Genomic DNA, 20,603 nt, shown 5'->3' with positions numbered 1-20,603 from the left:
AGGTCCGTACCGACAGACAGGTGCCCACGACCACCAGCACCCAGCACACCGGCAGCACCCGCAGGACGATCCCGGCCCGCTCCCGTCCCGTGCCCGGAATCCTGGACAGCCCGCCCAGCGCCACCGCGGCGAACAGGGCGTAGGTGGCCGCGACGGGCCGGTCGAGGCCGTAGCGGAAGAGGTAGAAGCCGGCCGCCGCGGCCGACGCCACACGCACCGCGCGCCGCCCGGAAGCGGCATAGGCCGCCGGGGTCCACCCGGCCGGGACACCCCACACCCCTTCAGCATCACCCACCTCGCCCGCCACGGCACCCGCCCGCCACGGCACCCGCCCGCCACGGCACCCGCCCGGCGGCGCCGCCCGGGCGGCGGCGCGGGGAGTTCACGCCCGCCCGCCCCGCCCTGTGCGCCGCCCTTAACCCTTCAAGATCGGATCAGGAGACATCGGCGTAATAAGCGCTGCGTACCGTCGGGACCAGTGGCGATGGACCGAGTACAGCAAGGAGGCGCCCGTGGCCGTGCCGGGCTCGCGCACCGAGGGGACGACGAAGGTGCGGACGGTCTGCTCCTACTGCGGGGTGGGCTGCGGCATGGTCCTCGACGTGGGCATGGGGCCGGACGGGCGTCGTACGGTGCTGAAGGCGACGGGGGACAAGGAGCACCCGGCGAACCTCGGACGGCTGTGTACCAAGGGGACGACCACCGCGGACATGCTCGCCGCCCCCGGGCGGCTGGGCACCGCGCTCGTGCGGTCGGACCGGGGCGAGGAGCCGCGTCCCGTGCCCGTGGCGGACGCCGTCGCCGAGACGGCCGCCCGGCTGCGCCGCATCGTCGACGAGCACGGACCGGACGCCCTCGCGTTCTACGTGTCGGGCCAGATGAGCCTGGAGGCGCAGTACCTGGTCAACAAGCTCGCCAAGGGCTTCGTGCGGACCAACCAGATCGAGTCGAACTCGCGGCTGTGCATGGCCAGCGCCGGCACCGGCTACAAGCTGTCCCTCGGCGCCGACGGCCCGCCCGGCTCGTACCAGGACCTCGACCGGGCGGACGTCTTCCTCGTCATCGGCTCGAACATGGCCGACTGCCATCCGATCCTGTTCCTGCGGATGATGGACCGGGTCAAGTCGGCGGGCGCCCGGCTGATCGTCGTCGACCCCCGGCGCACCGCCACCGCCGACAAGGCCGACCTGTTCCTCCAGATCAGGCCGGGCACCGACCTCGCCCTGCTCAACGGCCTGCTGCACCTGCTGCACGCTGGCGGGCACACCGACCCCGGCTTCATCGCCGCGCACACCGAGGGCTGGGAGGAGATGCCCGGCTTCCTCGCCGACTACCCGCCCGCCACCGTCGCCGAGATCACCGGCATACCCGAGGAGGACATCCGCGAGGCCGCGCGGCTGATCGGCGAGGCGGGGGAGTGGACGAGCTGCTGGACCATGGGCCTGAACCAGTCCACGCACGGCACCTGGAACACCAACGCCCTGGTCAACCTGCATCTGGCCACCGGCGCCATCTGCCGCCCCGGCAGCGGCCCGTTCTCCCTGACCGGACAGCCCAACGCGATGGGCGGCCGCGAGATGGGCTACATGGGGCCCGGCCTCCCCGGACAGCGCTCGGTGCTCGCCGACGCCGACCGGGCCTTCGTCGAGGAGCTGTGGCAGCTCCAGCCGGGCACCGTGCGGGCCGACGGCGTCGGCAGGGGCACGGTCGAGATGTTCCAGAAGATGACCGACGGCGAGATCAAGGCCTGCTGGATCGTCTGCACCAACCCCGTCGCCTCCGTCGCCAACCGCAAGACCGTCATCGAGGGCCTGGAGGCCGCCGAGTTCGTCGTCACCCAGGACGTGTTCGCCGACACCGAGACCAACGCGTACGCCGATGTCGTCCTGCCCGGCGCGCTGTGGACCGAGACCGAGGGCGTCCTGATCAACAGCGAGCGCAACCTCACCCTCGCGCGCCCCGCCGCGGACCCGCCCGGCGAGGCGATGGCGGACTGGCGGATCATCGCCGCCGTGGCCCGCGCGATGGGCTACGGCCAGGGCTTCGCGTACGACAGCGCGGAGGAGGTCTTCGAGGAGCTCAAGCGCGCCTGGAACCCGGTGACCGGCTGGGACCTGCGCGGAGTGAGCTACGAGCGGCTGCGCGCCACGCCCGTGCAGTGGCCGGCCGCGAGCGAGGACGGCCCCGACCGCAACCCGATCCGCTACCTCGGCGAGGACGGCACCCTCACGTTCCCGACCCCGAGCGGCCGCGCCGTCTTCCACGCCCGCCCGCACATCCCCGCGGCCGAGATGCCCGACGACGACTACCCGTTCGTCCTCAACACCGGCCGCCTCCAGCACCAGTGGCACACCCTGACCAAGACGGCCAAGGTCGCCAAGCTGAACAAGCTCAACCCCGGTCCCTTCGTCGAGGTGCACCCCGAGGACGCCGCCGCGCTGGGCCTCGCCGAGGGCGACTCGGTGGAGGTGGCCTCGCGGCGCGGCCGGGCCGTGCTGCCCGCGGTCGTCACCGACCGAGTGCGGCCGGGCTGCTGCTTCGCCCCGTTCCACTGGAACGACCTGTTCGGCGAGTACCTGAGCGTCAACGCCGTGACGAGCGACGCCGTCGACCCGCTGTCCTTCCAGCCCGAGTTCAAGGTGTGCGCGGTGTCGCTGACGAAGGCGGCCACGCCGGTCACGGTGCGGACCCCCGCGCTCACGGGCGAACCGGCGTGGGCCGCGACGCCCGCGCCCGTGCCGGCGCTCGCCGCGGGCCCGGCCCTCACCCCGACGTCCGTGACCCCCTCTCCCTTCGGACTGGAGCTCGCCCCGCCGCCCCCCGTCCTCGCCGACCACGAGCGGCTCTATCTGACCGGCTTCCTCGCGGGCATCCCCTACGGCGTCCCGGGCGTCCCCGTCCTGCCGCCCGACGCCCCGTTCAGCCCCGAGCACGCGGTATGGGTGAACGGCGTCCTGGCCGGGATGTACGCCAGGACCGACACCTCCGCCGCCCCCGCCCCCGGCGGTCTCTCCGGTACCGCGGCCCGGCCCGGGGACCCGCCGCGCCGCCAGGTGCTCGTGCTCTGGGCGTCGCAGACCGGCAACGCCGAGGAGTTCGCGAACGCCACGGCCGAGCGGCTCGGCGCGGACGGCCACCCCGCCGCCCTGCTGCCCATGGAGGACGCCGACCTCGCGGCGCTGCCCTCCGACGCCGACCTGCTGCTGATCACCAGTACCTTCGGCGACGGCGACGCCCCGGACAACGGCACCGTCTTCTGGGACGCCCTCGCCGCGGCCGACGCCCCGCGCCTGAAGGGCCTGCGCTACTCCGTGCTGGCCTTCGGGGACTCCTCCTACGACGACTTCTGCGGCCACGGCCGCCGGCTGGACCTGCGGCTGGCGGAGCTGGACGCGGAACGCCTGGCCCCGCGCACCGACTGCGAGCCAGACTTCGAGACGGAGGCGGCGGCCTGGCTGGACCAGGTGAGCACCGCCCTGAAGACCTCCGAGGCCGCCACCCCCGCGGCGTACGCACCCGCGCCACAGGCCCCCGCCCCCGCCTCCGCTGCGCACGCACCCACGCCCGCGCCGCAGGCCCCCGCCGCGCCGGCGGCGCCCAGGGCCGGCCGCCCCGCCGTACTCACCGCCCGGCTCACCGGCAACCGGCTGCTGAGCCTGCCCGGCGCGGGCAAGGAGGTCCGGCGCTTCACCTTCGACACCCGGGACAGCGACACCCCGCTCGTCTACGAGGCCGGCGACGCCCTCGCCGTGCACCCGGTCAACCGGCCGGACCTCGTCACGGAGTGGCTGGCCGTCACCGGACTCGACGCGGACACGGCCGTCCAGGTCAGGAACGCCGGCGAGGTGACCTTCGCCGAGGCCCTGCACCGCCATCTGGACATCACCCGGGTCACCCCCGACCTGCTGCGCTTCGCCGCCGACCGCACCCGCGACCCGCGCGAACTGCGCAAGCTGCTGCGCCCGGACAACAAGGACGGGCTGGCCCAGTGGTCCTGGGGCCGTCAGGCCGTCGACGTGGCGGCCGAGTTCGGCCTGCGCGCCGCGGCCCAGGAGTGGGCCGAGGTGCTCGGACGCCTCCAGCCCCGGATGTACTCCATATCGTCCAGCCCGCTCACCGACCCCGGCCTGGTCTCCCTGACGGTCTCGGTCGTCCGCTACGAGAACCTGGCCGGCCGCGCCCGCCAGGGCGTGTGCTCCCCCTTCCTCGCCGACGCCGAGCCGGGCACGCCCGTGCCGGTCCGTGTCCAGCGCGCCCCGCACTTCCGGGTGCCCGCCGACCCGTCCGTCCCCGCGGTGATGGTGGGCCCGGGCACGGGGGTCGCGCCGTTCGTCGGCTTCCTGGAGGAGCGCAGGGCCCGCGGCCACCGCGCCCCGAACTGGCTGTTCTTCGGCGAGCAGCACCGGGCGACCGACTTCTACTACGAGGAGGAGCTGTCCGGCTTCCTCGCCGACGGCACGCTCACCCGGCTGGACACCGCCTTCTCACGGGACCAGCGCGCCAAGGTCTACGTGCAGGACCGGATGCGCGAGCACGGCCCGCTGCTGTGGTCCTGGCTCCAGGACGGCGCCCACTTCTACGTCTGCGGAGACGCCTCCCGCATGGCCAAGGACGTCGACCGGGCCCTGCGGGACGTCGTCTCCGTGCACGGCGGACTGGACGAGGCCGAGTCGGCGGCGTACGTCAAGCAGCTCGCCGCCGACAAGCGCTACGTGCGGGACGTGTACTGAGTCCCGCCCCGTCAGACGGTCGCGAGGGAGACCTCCGTCGACTTGAACAGCGCGGTGACGGTGGTGCCCTCGGCCAGGGCGAGGTCGGTGACGGCGTCCTTGGTGATCGAGGCGGTCAGCTCGGCGCCCTCGACGGCGACCCGGACGGTGGCCATCGCGGCGCCCGCCGAGACCGCGCGCACGGTGCCGGGCAGCCGGTTGCGGATGGACAGACCGTCCACCGGGCCGGTGGCCAGCGCCACCTCCGTGGCCTTGACCAGGGCGTGCACGGCGGAGCCCGGGGCGAGTCCCAGCTCGCCGACGGCGTCGACGGTGACGGCGGCGGTCACGTCCTGACCGCCGACGAGGCGGACCCGCACGGTGGCCATGGCCTCGCCGGGGGTGACGGAGGTGACGGTGCCGGGGATCTGGTTGCGGATGCTCAGACTCATGGTCGGACGCCTCGCAGACGGGAGAATGTGGCGGTTTCGGGTGTTTCGCGTTCTTCGCGACGCACCCTAGCCCGCCCGGCCCGTCCGGCCCGTTCCTCAGGCGCGGTACGCGTGTGTCTGGGCCGCCTTCACCGTCGCCCACACCGTGACCCCGGGGTGCAGGTCCAGTTCGGCCGCGGCGACCGTGGTCAGATCGGCCGTCAGCGGGAGCTCGCCCGTGAGGTCGGCGCGGATCTGGTCGCCGTGGGTCTCCAGGCCGGCCACCTCGCACCGCCACAGGTTGCGGGCGCTGGAGCCGGTGGGGCGCTCGCGGTGCAGGGTGACCGCGCCGGGCGGGAAGGCGACGAACACCGGGCCCGTGAGGTCCTCGGTCGTCGTGATCCCGGGCCCGTCGTCGACCCGGACGGTGTGCCCCCGGGCCTGCCCCCGGTAGAGGTTGAGGCCGACCAGCTGCGCGATGTAGTCGGTGCGCGGATGGCGGGCGATGTGGGACGGGGTGCCCTCCTGCACGACCCGGCCGTCCTCGACGACCACGAGCCGGTCGGCCAGCACCATGGCGTCCAGCGGATCGTGCGTGACGAGCACGGCGACCGCCTCGAAGTCGGCCAGATGGCGGCGGAGCTGGGCGCGCACGTCCAGCCGGGTGCGGGCGTCCAGGGCGGCCAGCGGCTCGTCGAGCAGCAGCAGCCCGGGCCGGGTGGCCAGCGCCCGGGCCAGGGCGACGCGCTGGGCCTGGCCGCCGGAGAGCCTGCGCGGCTTGCTTCCCGCGTGGTCGGTGAGCCCCATGCGCGCCAGCCACCCGGCCGCCTGCGCGCGGGCCTCCGCCTTGCCCGTGCCGTGGCAGCGCGGCCCGAAGGCCACGTTGTCCAGCGCCGACAGATGCGGGAACAGCAGGTAGTCCTGGAAGACGACACCGACCGGGCGGGACTCCGGCGGCAGCCCGTCCAGCTCCACGCCGTCCAGCCGCAGTCGGCCGCCGGACAGCGGGACCAGACCGGCGAGGGCCCGCAGGGCGGTGGTCTTGCCGGCCCCGTTCGGGCCGAGCAGCGCCACCACGTCACCGGGCGCCGCCGTGAGCGTCACGTCGAGCGTGAAGGAGCCGAGGCCGACGACGAGCCGGGCGTCGAGCCCCTGGTCGTCCCCGACGGCGACGCGTGTGGCCTTCTCCGTGTCGGTCATGAGGCGGTCATCCAGCGGTCCCGGAGCCCCGCGAGCACCGCGATCGACACGGCGAGCAGGACCAGACTGAGTGCGATCGCCGCCTCCGGGTCGCTCTGGAGGGCCAGGTAGACCGCGAGCGGCATGGTCTGCGTACGGCCGGGGAAGTTCCCGGCGAAGGTGATCGTCGCGCCGAACTCGCCCAGCGCACGCGCCCACGCCAGCACGGCGCCCGCCGCGATGCCCGGCGCGATCAGCGGCAGGGTGACCCGGCGGAACGCGGTGAAGCGGGAGGCGCCCAGGGTCTGCGCGGCCTCCTCGTAACGCGGGTCGGCGGCCCGCAGGGTGCCCTCGACGCTGATGACGAGGAACGGCATCGCCACGAACGCCTCCGCGACCACGACACCGGCGGTGGTGAAGGGCAGGGTGACCCCGAACCAGGAGTCCAGCCACCGGCCCACGACCCCGTTGCGGCCGAGCGCCATCAGCAGGGCCACGCCGCCCACCACCGGGGGCAGGACGAGCGGCAGTGTCACCAGACCGCGCACGAGACCGCGCCCGGGGAAGTCGACCCGGGCCAGCAGCCAGGCCAGCGGCACCCCGAACACCACACTGACCGCGGTCGCCGCGGTGGCGCAGATCAGGGACAGCTGGAGCGCCTGCCACACCTCGGGGCTGGTCAGCAGCTCGGGCATGCTCCGCCAGGGGGCGCGCACGAGCAGCGCCACGAGCGGCAGGACCAGGAACGCCAGGCCGATCAGCGCGGGCACGAGCAGGGCCGGCGGGGCGCCCGCGCGCGTGCGGCGCCGCCGCGGCCGTCCCGTGCGGGGGCCGGTCGCGGCGCCGGTCGGATCGAGCGGGCTCACGGCTTCAGGAACCCGGCCTCACCCAGGACCCGTTGGCCCTCGGCGGACCGCACGAGCGCGATGAACGCCTCGGCGGTACCGGTGTTCTCCGACTCCTTGAGCAGGGTGATCGGGTACTCGTTGACGGCGTCGGCCGACTCGGGGAACTCCACGCCCTCCACCTTGTCACCCGCGGCCTTCACATCGGTCTTGTAGACGACCGCGGCGTCGGCCTCCTTCAGCACGACCTTGTTCAGGGCCGACTTGACGTCCTCCTCGTAGGAGACCGGCGTGAGCTTCAGCCTGCTCGCGTCCAGGGCCTTCTGCGCGGCGGCGCCGCACGGCACGGCCTTGTCGCACAGCACGACCTTGAGATCCGACTCCGTCAGATCCTTCAGGGAGCCGATCTTGTCCGGGTTGCCCGGCAAGGTGGCGATCTCCAGCTGGTTGCGCACGAAGGTGACGGGTGTGCCCGCGGCGCCGCCCGCGTCGGTGACGATCTTCATCGTCTTGGGACTGGCCGAGGCGAAGACATCGGCGGGGGCGCCGCCGGTGATGCTCGCCGCGAGCGCGTCGCTGCCCGCGAAGCTGAACGTGACCCTCGTGCCGGGGTGCTGCTTCTCGAACCGCCTGCCCAGCTCGGTGAAGCTCTCCCTGAGCGACGCCGCGGCGAACACCGTCACCTCGCCGGACAGTTCGCCTTCGCCGGAGACGGAGCCCGACGCGGTGGAGTCCGACTCGGCGGAGCTGTCCGAGTCCGACGAGGAGCAGGCGCTGAGGGCCAGCAGCGCGGCGGCGCCGACGCCGGCCGTGCGAAGCGTACGGCGGGTCCGGCGCGCGGAACGGGTCATCACGGGTCCACTCCCTCTGGTCCTCGACGGACGCGGTGTCTCTCGACGGCCTCTCGGGCCGTCCCGATCACGGCCCCGGCCGCCCGCCCCACGGTGTCGGCGCCGACACCGGGCGAGGTGGCCGCGTCCCTGATCCGATGGGTGCGCATGCGCCGATCATATTGCCGCAAGTGCGAGGGGAAAGTCTCCTGTCTCTTCGCATGAGCCGACTATTCTCGATGCTGGCCTCGCATGTGCGTTTATACGGGTCGCCGGGTCGGGTACGGTCGTGCTCGACGGCGCACCGCTCGACCGCCCCGGCCCCCAGCTGGTGCTGGGGGCCGGGGCGGGCCCGGTACATCAGCGCCATCGACACGATCCGGGTGGACGGCGGCTACGCACCGGCGCGGTGAGCGCCGGCCGCGGTCAGGGGCGTCAGCGGACCACGTCGAGGACCTGCTTCTGGACGCCGTTGGAGTAGGCCTCGTGCTCGACCAGCCGAAGCTTCTGGGCGTCCTTGTCGGTGGTGGAGAACAGGCGCTTGCCCGCGCCGAGCAGCAGGGGGAACACCAGCAGGTGGTAGCGGTCGACGAGACCGGCGTCCGACAGCGCCTGGTGCAGGGTGGCACTGCCGTGGACGATGATCGGGCCGCCCTCGGTCTCCTTCAGGGCGGCGACCTCGTCGAGGGAGCGCAGGATGCTCGTCTCGCCCCAGCCCTCGACGAGCCGGTCCTCACCGAGGGTGGTGGAGACGACGTACTTCGGCATCTCCTTGTAGTCGGCGAATTCCTCCATGGCGGGCCACACGGGGCTGAACGCCTCGTAGCTGACCCGGCCCAGCAGCATCGCGCCGGCCTCCTTCTGCTCCCGGCCCTTGATCTCGAACGCCTCGGGGAGGAAGTCGGTGTGCTTGAAGGTCCAGCCGGAGTTGCGGTAACCGGCCTCGCCGCCGGGTGCCTCGACGACGCCGTCGAGCGAGATGAAGGCCGTGGTGATCAGAGTGCGCATCGGAGTTCCTCGGTTCGTCGGGTGGGCGGTGCGTGACGTGTGCGGTTGTGCGGTGCGTGAGATGTGATGTGTGCGGGGCGGGCGTACGCCGGCCGCGTGCGTGCGGGTGTCAGGCGAACAGGGCGCTCAGCCAGTGCTGCCACGCGGTGTCCGGGTCGGTGCCGTCGGGGGCCGGGGCGAAGAGGTGATGGAACACCAGCACCACGCCGGAGCCGTGGTGGAAGGTGTAGAGCCCGTCGGCGGTGCGCAGTTCGAAGCGCTCGTCGTCGGCCCAGGTCACCTCGCCGTCCAGCGGTGGCAGCCCGGCCGGTGCGGCCCGCACCCGAGTGCCCGCCGTGACCGGACCCGGCAGGGACAGGCCCCGGACGAGGGCCTCGCGGACCTCCCGCGCGGGCCGTTCGCCCGAAGGCGTCACCGCGAAGACGGGGACACCCGTGCGCCCGGTGAAATGCGCCAGGTACTCGTGGAGGGTGTGCAGGTGGAAGGGCCAGCCGCGGCGCAGCGCGTCGTACTCGTCCTCCCAGTCGTCGCCGAGCAGACCGCTGTGTACGACGCGCAGCACGGTGCTGCCCCCTTCACGTCCCTCGATCAGGTACTCGAAGGCCATGAAGCGGCCGTCCTCGGCGGCGGCCGTGCGGCTGGCGAGGCGCTTGCCGGGCTCGAAGGCGCTGATGACGGCCTCCTCCCGCTGACCGCCGACGGTCATCGCGGAGACCCCGCCCTCGCGCGGCTCGATCTCGTTGCGCCCCATGAACCAGGAGTCGACCCCGGGGCCGGTCGCGATGGCCTCCCAGACCTGGTCCGGGCTCGCCGGCAGTGTGATCTCCAGCTCGATCTCGAACGGGTGGGTCATTCTCGCGTCTCCTGTTCCGGTGCGGATGCGGTCCCCTGGACCGGTGCGGCGCCGGAGGCCGGGGGCCGGCCTGCCGGGCTCGCGGTCCCGGGGATCTGGTGGAGCCCGACGACGACCCGGTTGCTGCGGCCGCCGGGCGCGGACTCGTCGTGGTAGCGGCTGACCAGCGCGGCAACGGCCTGGGACAACTCGTCGGCGAAGGCCGTGCGGTCGGCCGCGGAGGCGAACCGCACCTCCGCGTCGATGCCGAAGGTGGCGACCCGCTTGCCGGCCCGGGACGCGCCGGTCAGCAGGGTGCCCACCTCCTGCACCAGCCGGGCCCCCAGCGCCAGCAGCCAGCGGGCCGAGAGCTGGTCGGGCGCCCGGGAGGGGTCGGGGCTGACGGCGGCCAGGGCGCTGGGGGAGATCACGTACGAGGCGGCGGTGGCGTGGAACACCCGCTCGGTGACGTTGCCCTTGCGCCGTTCCTCGGCCAGTTCCACCAGGCCGTGCCGCTCCAGTTCCTTGAGGTGGTAGTTGACCTTCTGTCGTGGCAGCCCGAGGCGGGCGGCCAGCATCGCGGCCGAGCCGGGCTCGGCAAGGGCGGCGAGGATCCGGGACCTGATCGGGTCCAGTGACGCCTCGGCCGCGGCGGGTTCTTCGATCACAGCGACGTCCAGCACCGTTCCAGGATCGAGCCGACAGGAAGAATTGTCAAGGAAAGAAAAGTTGTCGGCGAGTCCGAGTCCCGGGAGTGTGCCGGGAGTGGAGTGCCGGGAGTGCCGCGCCGTTCGCGGCACCCGGTGGACCCGCCCCGCCCGGCCCGCCCGCCCCGCCCGGCCCGCCCGGCCCGTCCTGGCCCGGTCCGTCCCGGTCCGTCCTGGCCCGGTCCGTCCCGGCCCGCCCGGCCCGTCCGGTGGACCCGCCCGGTCCGTCCCGGTCCGTCCTGGCCCGGTCCGTCCCGGCCCGCCCGGCCCGTCCGGTGGACCCGCCCGGTCCGTCCCGGCCCACCCGGCCCGTCCGATGGATCCGCCCCGCCCGGCCCGCCGTATCGGTGCAAACCCAGGCGCGTCGGCCCCGACCTGACACACGAGGGTCCTGACCTGACACACGAGCGGCTCATGCGCCGCCTCGCGGCGCCGGCCTTCGCATACTCGGTGGTGCAAGCGACCGCCGCATCCCGGACGAAAACGCGGAGGACTGCTCCATGCGGACATTCGGCTACACATCCCGTCCCTCACGGGTCGTCTTCGGATCCGGCACGGTGGGCCGGGTCCGCGAGGAGGTCGAACGGCTCGGCTGCTCGCGGGTCCTGCTCCTGGCCGGCCCGGCCGTGGCGGAGCCCGCCTCGCGCCTTCGCGACGTGCTCGGCGACCTCCTCGCCGCGGAGTTCGACGGCGCGGCCATGCACACCCCGGTCGAGGTGACGGAGCGGGCGCTCGACGTGCTCACCGAAGCCGGGGCCGACGGCATCGTGGCCCTCGGCGGCGGATCCACGACCGGCCTCGCGAAGGCCCTCGCCGTACGCACCGATCTGCCGCAGCTCGTCCTGCCGACCACCTACGCCGGCTCCGAGGTGACACCCGTGCTGGGCGAGACCCGGGACGGCCGGAAGGTCACCCGGTCCTCCCCGGCGATCCTGCCCGAGACGGTCGTCTACGACGTCGACCTCACCCTCGCCCTGCCGCTGTCCCTGACCGTCACCAGCGGGATCAACGCCCTCGCCCACGCCGTCGAGGCCCTGTACTCCGCCGACGCCAACCCCGTCACCGACCGGCAGGCCCTCGACGCCGTCTCCCGCATCGCCGGCGCGCTGCCCCGCCTGGCCGCGGATCCGGCCGACCGCGAGGCACGGGCCGACCTGCTGCAGGCCGCCTGGCTGGCCGGCACCTGTCTCGCCACGGTCGGCATGGGCCTGCACCACAAGCTGTGCCACACCCTCGGCGGCGGCTTCGGCCTCCCGCACGCCGCGACCCACACCGTGGTGCTGCCGCACGCCATGGCCTACAACGCGCCCGCGGTCCCCGAGGTGATGAGCCGCGTGGCCGAGGCGCTGGGCGTGCCCGACGCCCCCGGCGGTGTGTACGACCTGATCGTCTCCCTCGGCGGACCCACCTCGCTGCGCGAACTCGGTATGCCGGAGTCCGGCCTCGCCCCCGCCGCCGAACTGGCCACCTCGACGCCGTACCCCAACCCGCGCGAACTGACCGGCGAGGGCATCGCCGAGCTGCTGGCCGAGGCCTGGCACGGGCACCGCCCGCAGGGCCCGCCCTCGACCCGGGCCCAGCTCGCCCGGCTCACCGACGAGGTCGTGGCCAGCTTCGCGCGGACCCCCGACCCCCGCGTGCGCACCCTGCTCGGCGGCCTCGTACGCCATCTGCACGCCTTCGTCGCCGAGAACGACGTCACCGACGCCGAATGGCAGTACGCCGTCGACTTCCTGACCCGGACCGGGCAGAACTGCGGCCCGACCCGCCAGGAGTTCGTGCTGCTGTCCGACACGCTGGGCATCTCCAGCGCGGTCGACCTGCTCACCAACTCCCGTACGCCCGACACCACTCCGTCGGCTGTGCTCGGCCCCTTCTACGTCGAGGGACCGCCCGAGGCCGTGCACGGCAGTGACATCTCCGGAGGGCTGCACGGCACCCCGCTGTGGGTGGACGTCCTGGTCACCGACACCGACGGCGAGACCCTCAAGGACGCCGTGGTGGACGTGTGGCAGTCCAACGAGGACGGTTTCTACGACGTCCAGCTGCCCGACCTCGACGGGCCGGTGCTGCGCGCCCGGCTGCGCACCGACTCCGAGGGGCGGATCACCTTCTGGTCGATCCTGCCCTGCGAGTACCCGGTCCCCGGGGACGGCCCGGTCGGGCAGATGCTCGACGCGACCGGCCGGCATCCCTACCGGGCCCCGCACCTGCACTTCATGCTCGACGCGCCGGGCCACCGCCGGCTGGTCACCCAGCTGTTCGTGTCCGGCGGCGCGTATCTGGACAGCGACACCGTCTTCGGCGTCAAGCACGAACTCGTCGTCGACTTCACCCCGCACAGCGGCCCCACCCCCGACGGCCGCGAGGTCGACGGCGAGTGGCGCCGGCTCGACTACACCTTCCGTCTCGCCCCCCAGGCCGGATGACCGAGGAGCGCCCGCCCATGACTTCCACCGACACGTACGACACCGACGTCCTCGTCGTCGGCAGCGGCCCCGCCGGCGGCGCCGCCGCCCTGCTGCTCGCCACCTACGGCATCCGCACCCTGCTGGTCACCAAGTACGGCTGGCTGGCCAACACCCCGCGGGCCCACATCACCAACCAGCGCACCATGGAGGTGCTGCGCGACCTCGGCGTCGAGTCCGAGGCCCTGACCTTCGGCAGCCCCTCCCGCATCATGGGCGACACGGTGCTGTGCACGGCGCTCGCCGGGGAGGAGATAGGCCGCATCCGCAGCTGGGGCACCGGGCCCTCGACGGCCACCGAGTACGGCGCCAAGAGCCCCTGCGAGATGATCGACCTCCCGCAGACCTACCTGGAACCGATCCTGGTGAACAACGCGGCCTCGCGCGGCGCCAAGGTCCGCTTCGACACCGAGTTCCTCAGCTTCACCCAGGACGAGCACGGCGTCACGGCCCTGCTGCGCGACCGGGTGCGCGGCGACGAGTTCACCGTGCGGGCCCGCTACCTCATCGGCGCCGACGGCGGGCGCAGCGCGGTCGCCGAGCAGCTCGGCCTGCCCTTCGACGGGCGCATGGCCAAGGCCGGCAGCATGAACATCGTCTTCAAGGCCGACCTGACCCGTTACGTCGCCCACCGCCCGAGCGTCCTGTACTGGGTGCTCCAGCCGGGCGCGGAGACCGGTGGCATCGGCATGGGCCTGGTCCGCATGGTCCGGCCCTGGAACGAGTGGCTGCTGGTGTGGGGCTACGACATCGAGCAGCCGCCCCCTCAGGTGGACGAGGAGTCCGCGCGACGGATCGTGCGCGACCTGGTCGGCGACTCCGAACTGGAGGTGGAGATCACCTCCACCTCGCTGTGGACGGTCAACCACGCCTATGCCAGCGCGTACGCGACCGGGCGGGTCTTCTGCGCCGGTGACGCCGTGCACCGCCACCCGCCGTCCAACGGCCTCGGCTCCAACACCTCCGTCCAGGACGCCTACAACCTCGCCTGGAAGCTCGCCATGGTGATCCGGGGCGAGGCCGGAGCGGCGCTGCTCGACACCTACAGCGCCGAACGCGCCCCCGTGGGGCGGCAGATCGTCGAGCGGGCCAACCTCAGCCGGGACCAGTTCGGCCCGATCTTCGAGGTGCTCGGCGTGGCCGGCGGCGGCGACACGTCCGCCATCGCCGAGGGACTCGAGGGCATCCGGGCGCGGACCTTGGAGGGCGCCAAGAAGCGGCGCCTCCTCGAAGAGGCGATCCAGCTCAAGAACTACGAGTTCAACGCGCACGGCGTGGAGATGAACCAGCGCTACGTCTCCTCCGCGGTGCTCCCCGACGACGGCCCCGACGAGGTGTGGGAGGAGGACCGGGAGCTGGTGCACCAGCCGACGACCCGGCCCGGGGCCAAGCTCCCGCACGCCTGGCTCGTCGACGCGCACGGCGAGAAGGTCTCCACGCTGGACGTGGTCGGTGACGGCTCCTTCACCGTGCTGACCGGCCTGTCCGGCGGAGTGTGGGACACGGCGGCCGCCGCCTGCCGCGACGAACTCGGCGTCCCCCTGCGGCTGGTGCGCGTCGGCGACGACACCTCCCGTGACGCGTACGGCGAGTGGAGCCGGGTGTCCCAGATCGCCGAGGACGGTGTGCTGCTCGTCCGCCCCGACGGCCACATCGCCTGGCGGCGGGCCACCGCACCCGGCACCGGGGACGCGGCCCGGGACGAACTGCTCGGCGCCCTGCGCCGGGTGCTGTCGCGCTAGAGGGGGGCGGACGGATGGACAAGCAGGTGGCCACGGCCGCCGAGGCACTGGCGGACGTGACGGACGGCCGGTCGTTCGCCGTCGGCGGCTTCGGACTCAGCGGAGTCCCCGAGGTACTGATCGGCGCGCTGTACGACAGCGGGGCGACCGGTCTGGGCGTCGTGTCGAACAACTGCGGCGTCGACGGCCGCGGCCTGGGCATCCTGCTGGCCGCTGGCCGTATCGCCCGGGTCACGGCCTCGTACATCGGTGACAACAAGGAGTTCGCCCGCCAGTACCTCGCGGGCGAACTGGAGGTCGAGCTGACCCCGCAGGGCACCCTCGCCGAGCGGCTGCGGGCCGGCGGCTGCGGGATCCCGGCCTTCTACACCCCGGCCGGCGTCGGCACCCAGGTCGCCGACGGCGGTCTGCCGTGGCGGTACGCGGCGGGAGGCACCTCCGGGACGGACTCCGGTGGAGGGCCGGCAGCGGTGGCCTCGCCGCGCAAGGAGGTACGGGTCTTCGACGGCGTCGAGCACATCCTGGAGCACGCCGTCACCACCGATTTCGCCCTGGTCAGGGCCGCGCGCGGAGACCGGCACGGCAACCTGGTCTTCCGCCGCTCGGCCCGCAACTTCAACCCTCTGGCCGCCATGGCCGGGCGGATCACGGTCGCGGAGGTGGAGGAACTCGTCGAGCCGGGCGTGCTCGACCCCGACGAGATCCATCTGCCCGGCGTGTTCGTGCAGCGGGTGGTGGCCCTGACCCCGGAGCAGGCGGCCGACAAGGGAATCGAGAAGAGAACGGTGCGCGAGCGATGAGCTGGACCAGGAACGAGATGGCGGCCCGCGCCGCGAGCGAGCTGCGCGACGGCGACTACGTCAACCTGGGCATCGGACTGCCCACCCGGGTCGCCGACTTCCTGCCGCCCGGCGTCGACGTCGTCCTGCACTCGGAGAACGGACTGCTCGGCGTCGGACCGTACCCCACGCCGGAGGAGGTCGACCCCGATCTCATCAACGCGGGCAAGGAGACCGTGACCGTACGGCCCGGCGCGGCCTTCTTCGACTCCTCGCTCTCCTTCGGCATGATCCGCGGCGGCCACGTCGACACCGCCGTGCTGGGCGCCCTCCAGGTGTCCGTGCGCGGAGACCTGGCCAACTGGGCGGTGCCCGGCCGGATGGTGAAGGGCATGGGCGGCGCGATGGACCTCGTCCACGGGGCCCGCCGGGTCGTCGTCCTGATGGACCACACGGCGAAGGACGGCAGTCCCAAGATCGTCGAGGAGTGCACCCTGCCGCTCACCGGCCGGGCCTGCGTGGACCGGATCATCACCGACCTGTGCGTGCTCGACGTGACCCCGGCCGGGCTCGAACTCGTCGACCGCGCACCGGGGGTGACACCCGCCGAGGTCGCCGCCGTCACGCCGCTCGGCACCAGAGGCTCCGGCTGAGCACGCTCCCGGCCCTGGCCCGGGTTCCTTCCGGTACGCCGGGGGTCCCCGGGCCCCCGGCGTACCGGCGCGGCGGGCCGGCCCGCCCTCAGGCGAACCGTCACTGCACGCCACGGCAACCCCGACTCGGCCCGCCCGCGCGGGTGGCGGCACCGGCGGCGCCGTCACGCTCCTCGACGAAACGCAGGAACGGCCGTACGAATACGTGGATCTGCCGTGTGCGGATACCGGGTCCGGCGCTCTGACCTGGGCTTGTCGGCGGGCGGGTACGGGACCGGAGGGTGACGGGCGGCCGCGGGGCCGCACCGGGGGTGACGGTTCGCCGTCCTGGTGCGCTGCACCCACTGATGAGCATGTACTTCCACCTCCGCGCGGTGCCGGCCCCGGCCCTGCGCAACAGCGCCGCCTGGATGCAACGACTGTTCGAGGACGACGGGGACGCCGTCCGTGACCGTGTCGGACGCCACCGCGAGAAGGTGCTCGACCGCTACTACCTCGACCACGAACTCCTCTACGCCGGCACGCCGCGCCACCACACGGCCCCCGGCCCGCACGCCCAGGTGGTCCTGGGCGGCCGGCCCGTCTTCCACCCCGACCCGTACAAGCCGCCGTTCCTGCTGCTGACCGCGGCCCGCACGGCCCAGGTCGCGTCCTACCTGAACACGGCCGACTTCGACCTGCTGTGGCAGCGGGCACGGGTGCCCCTGACCGTGGGCGCGGAGAGCACCGCGCCGCGGACCCGGGCGGTCCTCGCCGAGGCCCACCGCGATCTCACCGCCTTCTACACGACCGCGGCCGGCTACGGCGACGCCGTCGTGAAGTGGCTGGTGCTCTAGGTGTACTGACCCGTGAGGTTGGGGACGCGGCTGCCGGGGGAGCGGGGCACGGGGAAGCCCGATCGGCGCTGACGCGTTCGGGAAGGTCTCGCCTGCCGGGCGACGCCTGGCATGTACGCCCCAGCGCCTGTCCGCCCGCCTCGCGTCGCCGCGCCGGGGACTTCGTGTGTCACCCCCGGCGCGGCTCCGTCAGGGTGGGGTCCGCGTTGAGGATGCGGGACTGGAGGGTGGTGAGGGGCGGGCCCGGATCGACGCCCAGGTCGTGGACCAGGGTCCGGCGGATGCGCTGGTACACCGCGAGGGCCTCGGCGGTGCGGCCCTCGCGGTAGAGGGCGAGCATCCACAGGCCGTACAGGCGCTCGTTGTGCGGGTTCTCGGCGCCGAGGGACTCCAGGGCCTCGGCCGCCTCGCCGGAGGAGCCGAGACGGACGTCCAGTTCGGCCAGTTCGAGCTGGGCGGCCAGGCGCATGCCGGTGAGGCGGCGGCGTTCCAGGAGGGCCAGCGGTCCGGGCACGGACATCAGCGCGGTGCGGCCGTGCCATTCGGACATGGCCCGGCGGTAGGCGGAGCGAGCGTCCGCGGGGTCGGTGTCGCGAATGCGGCGGGCCTCGGTCAGGGCGTGGTGGAACCGCCAGAGGTCGGCGTCGCCGGGCGCGGCCCGCAGACCGTAGGCGGCGCCCTGCGACAGGAGCAGGCGGGGCGCGGCGCGCCGGGGACGGTCCGGTTCGAGGATCTTGCGCAGGCGGGCGGCGTACGTGGCCACGATGCCGTGCGCCCCGGCCGGGGGTGTGTCGCCCCACAGGGACCGGATGAGGTCGGCGCGTTCCACCCAGGCGCCGCTGCGCAGTACGAGCGCGGCGAGGAGCGCGGTCTGCATGGGCGGGCCCGGAGCGAGACGCCGTCCGGCGAGCGAGACGCGGGCCATGCCGAGAAGCTCGTACTGGACGGGACGGTCGGGCGGCGTGGGCATGGACGACTCCTTTCCGGGCTCTTGGTCTGGACCAATCATGCCCGGGTGGGCGGAACCCGGCACCGGGTCGAATGGACACCGGATGGACACGATTCCGGCACCCCTGGCCCAACCGCCGCCCATGTGGCACTAGTTGGTCTAGGCCATTCGCGGAGCCCGCCCGGCGAAGTACACGCGGCGCGGCGCGCCATGGCCGCCTGCCTCCGCAGGCGCACGCACCTCTCCACCGCTCGGCGACGACCGGCAACCCCCATGAGAAGAGGCGCCATGAAACGTGCGAGACGAAAGCTCCCGGCACTGCTGACCGCTCTGCTCCTGCCGCTCGGCCTCCTGGTCGCGCTCGCCGGCCCGGCCCACGCGGCCCCGCCGTCGGCCACGTTCACCAAGTCCTCCGCCTGGGACACCGGCTACACCGGCCAGTTCACGATCAAGAACAACGGCACTACGACCCTCACCGCGTGGACGGTCGAGTGGGACCTGCCCGCGGGCACCACCGTAGGCGCCTACTGGGACTCGCTGATCTCCAGTTCCGGCGGCCACTACACGGCCAAGAACCGCGAGTACAACGGAACCCTCGCCCCGGGCGCCTCCGCGACCTTCGGCTTCGTCGCCTCCGGCACCGCGGCCCCCGCCAACTGCAAGCTCGACGGCGGCCCCTGCGACGGCTCGGCCGCCGACACCCCGCCCAGCGCCCCCGGCGCACCGCAGTCCTCGGGCGTCACCACCACCTCCATCGCCCTGACCTGGGCGGCGGCGACCGACGACAAGGGCGTGCAGAACTACGACGTGCTGCGCGGCGGCACGGTCGTCGCCACCGTCGGCGGCACCACGTACACCGACACCGGGCTCACCCCCGACACCGAGTACACCTACACCGTCCGGGCCCGCGACACCGCCGGGCAGAACGGCCCGCCGAGCCCCGCCACCCGGATCCGCACCGGCTCCGACGGCGGAACCGACCGGCCGCCCACCGCGCCCGGCACCCCGCGCGCCGACGAGATCGGCGACACCACGATCCGGCTGAGCTGGACAGCGGCCACGGACGACCGGGGCGTCAAGAACTACGACGTGTTCCGGGGCTCCGTCCTCGCCGCGACGGTCACCGGCACCACGGCCACCGTCACCGGCCTCACCCCGGGCACCGACTACACCTTCACCGTCCGCGCCCGCGACACCGCCGACCAGGTCGGACCGCCCGGCGGCGCGCTCACCGTCAGGACCGGCGGCGGTGACAACCCGTCGACGTACGCCAAGGTCGGCTACTTCACCCAGTGGGGCATCTACGGACGCGGTTACACGGTGAAGAAGCTGGACACCACCGGCGCCGCGGCGAAGCTCACCCATCTCAACTACGCCTTCAGCAACCTCCATCCCACCCAGCTCACCTGCATGAACGGCGTCACCAAGGCGACCACGCCCAACCCGCAGGACCCCAACCAGGGCGACGGCGCCGGTGACTCGTGGGCCGACTACGAGCGCTCCGTGGGCGCCGCCGAGTCCGTCGACGGCGTCGGCGACACCTGGGACCAGCCCCTGGCCGGCAACTACAACCAGCTCAAGAAGCTGAAGGCCAGGCATCCGCACCTCAAGACCCTGATCTCGCTCGGCGGCTGGACCTACTCCAAGTACTTCCACGACGCGGCCCTCACCGACGCCTCCCGCAAGAAGCTGGTGTCGTCCTGCGTCGACATGTACATCAAGGGCAACCTGCCGGTCGTCAACGGCCGCGGCGGCACGGGTGTGGCGGCCGGTGTCTTCGACGGGTTCGACCTCGACTGGGAGTGGCCGGGCGCCGAGGGACACCCGGGCAACCACTGGTCGGCGGCCGACAAGGCCAACAACACCCTGCTGTTCGCCGAGTTCCGCCGCCAGCTCGACGCGCTGAGCGCCACCACCGGCAAGAAGTACCTGCTCACCGCGTTCACCCCGGCCGACCCCGCGAAGATCGACGCCGGCTGGGACATCACCACCCGCGACGGCACGCCCAGCGTCTTCGACTACATGGACTTCGCCAACGTCCAGGGCTACGACTTCCACGGCGCGGGCAGCGACAACTCCTGGGAGCCGAACCGCACCGGCCACCAGATCAACCTCTACCGCGACGAACAGGACCCCTACGCCACCGAGTTCAGTGTGCAGCGCGCCATCCAGACCTACCTGGACGCCGGGGTGAATCCCCGTCAGCTCACGCTCGGCCTCGCCTTCTACGGCCGCGGCTGGCAGCAGGTCGAGGACGGCGGCGCACACGGCGAGTGGCAGAAGGCCAACGGCGCGGCACCCGGCCAGTTCCCGGAGGAGGCGGGGACACGCGGCTACGACAACCTGATGAGCTCGGTGCCCGGCCTCACCGTGTACCACGACGAACAGTCCGTCTCCGCCTACGGCTACACCGGCAACAACGGCCAGTGGTGGAGCTTCGACGACGCCTGGACCATCGGCAAGAAGGCCGCCTGGATCAGGAGTCGGGGCCTCCTCGGCGGCATGGTCTGGGAGATGTCCGGCGACAGCGGCACCCTGATGACGGCGCTGGACACGGGTCTGCGCTGACACCCGGCCCGGCGCACCGGTGACGGACCCCTCCGCAGGAGGAGGCGCACGGACCTGGCCCCCGCAG

At 73.2% G+C, this 20,603-nt stretch carries 15 protein-coding genes; 7 read left to right on the top strand and 8 right to left on the bottom strand.

Annotated elements, in window-relative coordinates; translation table 11 throughout:
• Positions 1–590 precede the first annotated feature (590 nt).
• A complete protein-coding gene (locus tag ACFYR0_RS24175; RefSeq protein ID WP_389331845.1) occupies positions 591–4,730 on the top strand; it encodes a molybdopterin-dependent oxidoreductase in 4,140 nt (1,379 codons plus the stop codon).
• A gap of 11 nt (positions 4,731–4,741) precedes the next feature.
• Here ACFYR0_RS24175 and ACFYR0_RS24170 read toward each other — a convergent pair whose 3' ends face one another.
• From ACFYR0_RS24170 to ACFYR0_RS24140, 7 genes are all read right to left on the bottom strand, one after another.
• A complete protein-coding gene (locus ACFYR0_RS24170) occupies positions 4,742–5,161 on the bottom strand; it encodes a molybdopterin-binding protein (protein WP_389331678.1) in 420 nt (139 codons plus the stop codon).
• Between the two features lie 96 nt (positions 5,162–5,257).
• The gene (locus tag ACFYR0_RS24165; RefSeq protein WP_389331675.1) at positions 5,258–6,340 is read right to left on the bottom strand and encodes an ABC transporter ATP-binding protein; all 1,083 of its coding nucleotides are present in this window, start codon (positions 6,338–6,340) and stop codon (positions 5,258–5,260) included.
• On the bottom strand, positions 6,337–7,185 hold the full coding sequence (locus ACFYR0_RS24160; protein WP_389331672.1) for an ABC transporter permease: 849 nt from the start codon (positions 7,183–7,185) through the stop codon (positions 6,337–6,339). The genes ACFYR0_RS24165 and ACFYR0_RS24160 overlap by 4 nt, the downstream gene beginning before the upstream one ends.
• Positions 7,182–8,015 (bottom strand): molybdate ABC transporter substrate-binding protein, encoded by an 834-nt coding sequence (gene modA / locus ACFYR0_RS24155; protein WP_389331669.1) that lies wholly within the window; start codon positions 8,013–8,015, stop codon positions 7,182–7,184. Before modA ends, ACFYR0_RS24160 begins: the two co-directional genes overlap by 4 nt.
• Positions 8,016–8,429: 414 nt before the next feature.
• Entirely contained in the window at positions 8,430–9,002 is a 573-nt protein-coding gene (locus ACFYR0_RS24150; protein WP_389331666.1) for a dihydrofolate reductase family protein, read from the bottom strand.
• Positions 9,003–9,111: 109 nt separating this feature from the next.
• Positions 9,112–9,855 carry an SRPBCC domain-containing protein gene (locus ACFYR0_RS24145; RefSeq protein WP_389331663.1) on the bottom strand — a complete coding sequence of 248 codons (744 nt, stop codon included), beginning with the start codon at positions 9,853–9,855 and terminating at the stop codon, positions 9,112–9,114.
• Positions 9,852–10,517 (bottom strand): ArsR/SmtB family transcription factor, encoded by a 666-nt coding sequence (locus ACFYR0_RS24140; protein WP_389331660.1) that lies wholly within the window; start codon positions 10,515–10,517, stop codon positions 9,852–9,854. Before ACFYR0_RS24140 ends, ACFYR0_RS24145 begins: the two co-directional genes overlap by 4 nt.
• Before the next feature lie 524 nt (positions 10,518–11,041).
• Here ACFYR0_RS24140 and ACFYR0_RS24135 point away from each other — a divergent pair.
• The 5 genes from ACFYR0_RS24135 (at position 11,042) to ACFYR0_RS24115 (ending at position 17,019) form a co-directional block, all read left to right on the top strand.
• The gene (locus ACFYR0_RS24135; protein ID WP_389331657.1) at positions 11,042–12,970 is read left to right on the top strand and encodes a maleylacetate reductase and hydroxyquinol 1,2-dioxygenase domain-containing protein; all 1,929 of its coding nucleotides are present in this window, start codon (positions 11,042–11,044) and stop codon (positions 12,968–12,970) included.
• 17 nt (positions 12,971–12,987) lie between these two features.
• Positions 12,988–14,751, top strand: coding sequence for an FAD-dependent oxidoreductase (locus ACFYR0_RS24130; protein ID WP_389331654.1), 1,764 nt, complete (start codon positions 12,988–12,990; stop codon positions 14,749–14,751).
• A gap of 14 nt (positions 14,752–14,765) precedes the next feature.
• On the top strand, positions 14,766–15,551 hold the full coding sequence (locus ACFYR0_RS24125; protein WP_389331651.1) for a CoA transferase subunit A: 786 nt from the start codon (positions 14,766–14,768) through the stop codon (positions 15,549–15,551).
• Complete coding sequence (locus ACFYR0_RS24120; protein WP_389331648.1) at positions 15,548–16,183, top strand: CoA transferase subunit B; 636 nt, start codon at positions 15,548–15,550, stop codon at positions 16,181–16,183. Before ACFYR0_RS24125 ends, ACFYR0_RS24120 begins: the two co-directional genes overlap by 4 nt.
• Positions 16,184–16,536: 353 nt before the next feature.
• On the top strand, positions 16,537–17,019 hold the full coding sequence (locus tag ACFYR0_RS24115) for a DUF1877 family protein (protein WP_389331645.1): 483 nt from the start codon (positions 16,537–16,539) through the stop codon (positions 17,017–17,019).
• 169 nt (positions 17,020–17,188) lie between these two features.
• On the opposite strand, the gene ACFYR0_RS24110 is transcribed toward ACFYR0_RS24115, so the two are convergent.
• Positions 17,189–17,989, bottom strand: coding sequence for a BTAD domain-containing putative transcriptional regulator (locus ACFYR0_RS24110; protein WP_389331642.1), 801 nt, complete (start codon positions 17,987–17,989; stop codon positions 17,189–17,191).
• Positions 17,990–18,256: 267 nt separating this feature from the next.
• Between ACFYR0_RS24110 and ACFYR0_RS24105 the strand changes: the two genes are divergently transcribed.
• The gene (locus tag ACFYR0_RS24105; RefSeq protein WP_389331639.1) at positions 18,257–20,536 is read left to right on the top strand and encodes a glycoside hydrolase family 18 chitinase; all 2,280 of its coding nucleotides are present in this window, start codon (positions 18,257–18,259) and stop codon (positions 20,534–20,536) included.
• Positions 20,537–20,603 lie beyond the last annotated feature (67 nt).

This window comes from Streptomyces sp. NPDC005017 (genome assembly GCF_042873115.1).
Lineage (GTDB): Bacteria > Actinomycetota > Actinomycetes > Streptomycetales > Streptomycetaceae > Streptomyces.
This window is presented reverse-complemented; position numbering and strand designations above follow the sequence as displayed.

Excerpts from the sequence above, each read along its gene's own strand:
- ACFYR0_RS24175 (WP_389331845.1), top strand. The coding sequence starts at position 591 with ATGGTCCTCGACGTGGGCATGGGGCCGGACGGGCGTCGTACGGTGCTG.
- ACFYR0_RS24170 (WP_389331678.1), bottom strand. The coding sequence starts at position 5,161 with ATGAGTCTGAGCATCCGCAACCAGATCCCCGGCACCGTCACCTCCGTC.
- ACFYR0_RS24165 (WP_389331675.1), bottom strand. The coding sequence starts at position 6,340 with ATGACCGACACGGAGAAGGCCACACGCGTCGCCGTCGGGGACGACCAG.
- modA (WP_389331669.1), bottom strand. The coding sequence starts at position 8,015 with ATGACCCGTTCCGCGCGCCGGACCCGCCGTACGCTTCGCACGGCCGGC.
- ACFYR0_RS24150 (WP_389331666.1), bottom strand. The coding sequence starts at position 9,002 with ATGCGCACTCTGATCACCACGGCCTTCATCTCGCTCGACGGCGTCGTC.
- ACFYR0_RS24145 (WP_389331663.1), bottom strand. The coding sequence starts at position 9,855 with ATGACCCACCCGTTCGAGATCGAGCTGGAGATCACACTGCCGGCGAGC.
- ACFYR0_RS24135 (WP_389331657.1), top strand. The coding sequence starts at position 11,042 with ATGCGGACATTCGGCTACACATCCCGTCCCTCACGGGTCGTCTTCGGA.
- ACFYR0_RS24130 (WP_389331654.1), top strand. The coding sequence starts at position 12,988 with ATGACTTCCACCGACACGTACGACACCGACGTCCTCGTCGTCGGCAGC.
- ACFYR0_RS24125 (WP_389331651.1), top strand. The coding sequence starts at position 14,766 with ATGGACAAGCAGGTGGCCACGGCCGCCGAGGCACTGGCGGACGTGACG.
- ACFYR0_RS24120 (WP_389331648.1), top strand. The coding sequence starts at position 15,548 with ATGAGCTGGACCAGGAACGAGATGGCGGCCCGCGCCGCGAGCGAGCTG.
- ACFYR0_RS24115 (WP_389331645.1), top strand. The coding sequence starts at position 16,537 with ATGTACTTCCACCTCCGCGCGGTGCCGGCCCCGGCCCTGCGCAACAGC.
- ACFYR0_RS24110 (WP_389331642.1), bottom strand. The coding sequence starts at position 17,989 with ATGCCCACGCCGCCCGACCGTCCCGTCCAGTACGAGCTTCTCGGCATG.
- ACFYR0_RS24105 (WP_389331639.1), top strand. The coding sequence starts at position 18,257 with ATGAAACGTGCGAGACGAAAGCTCCCGGCACTGCTGACCGCTCTGCTC.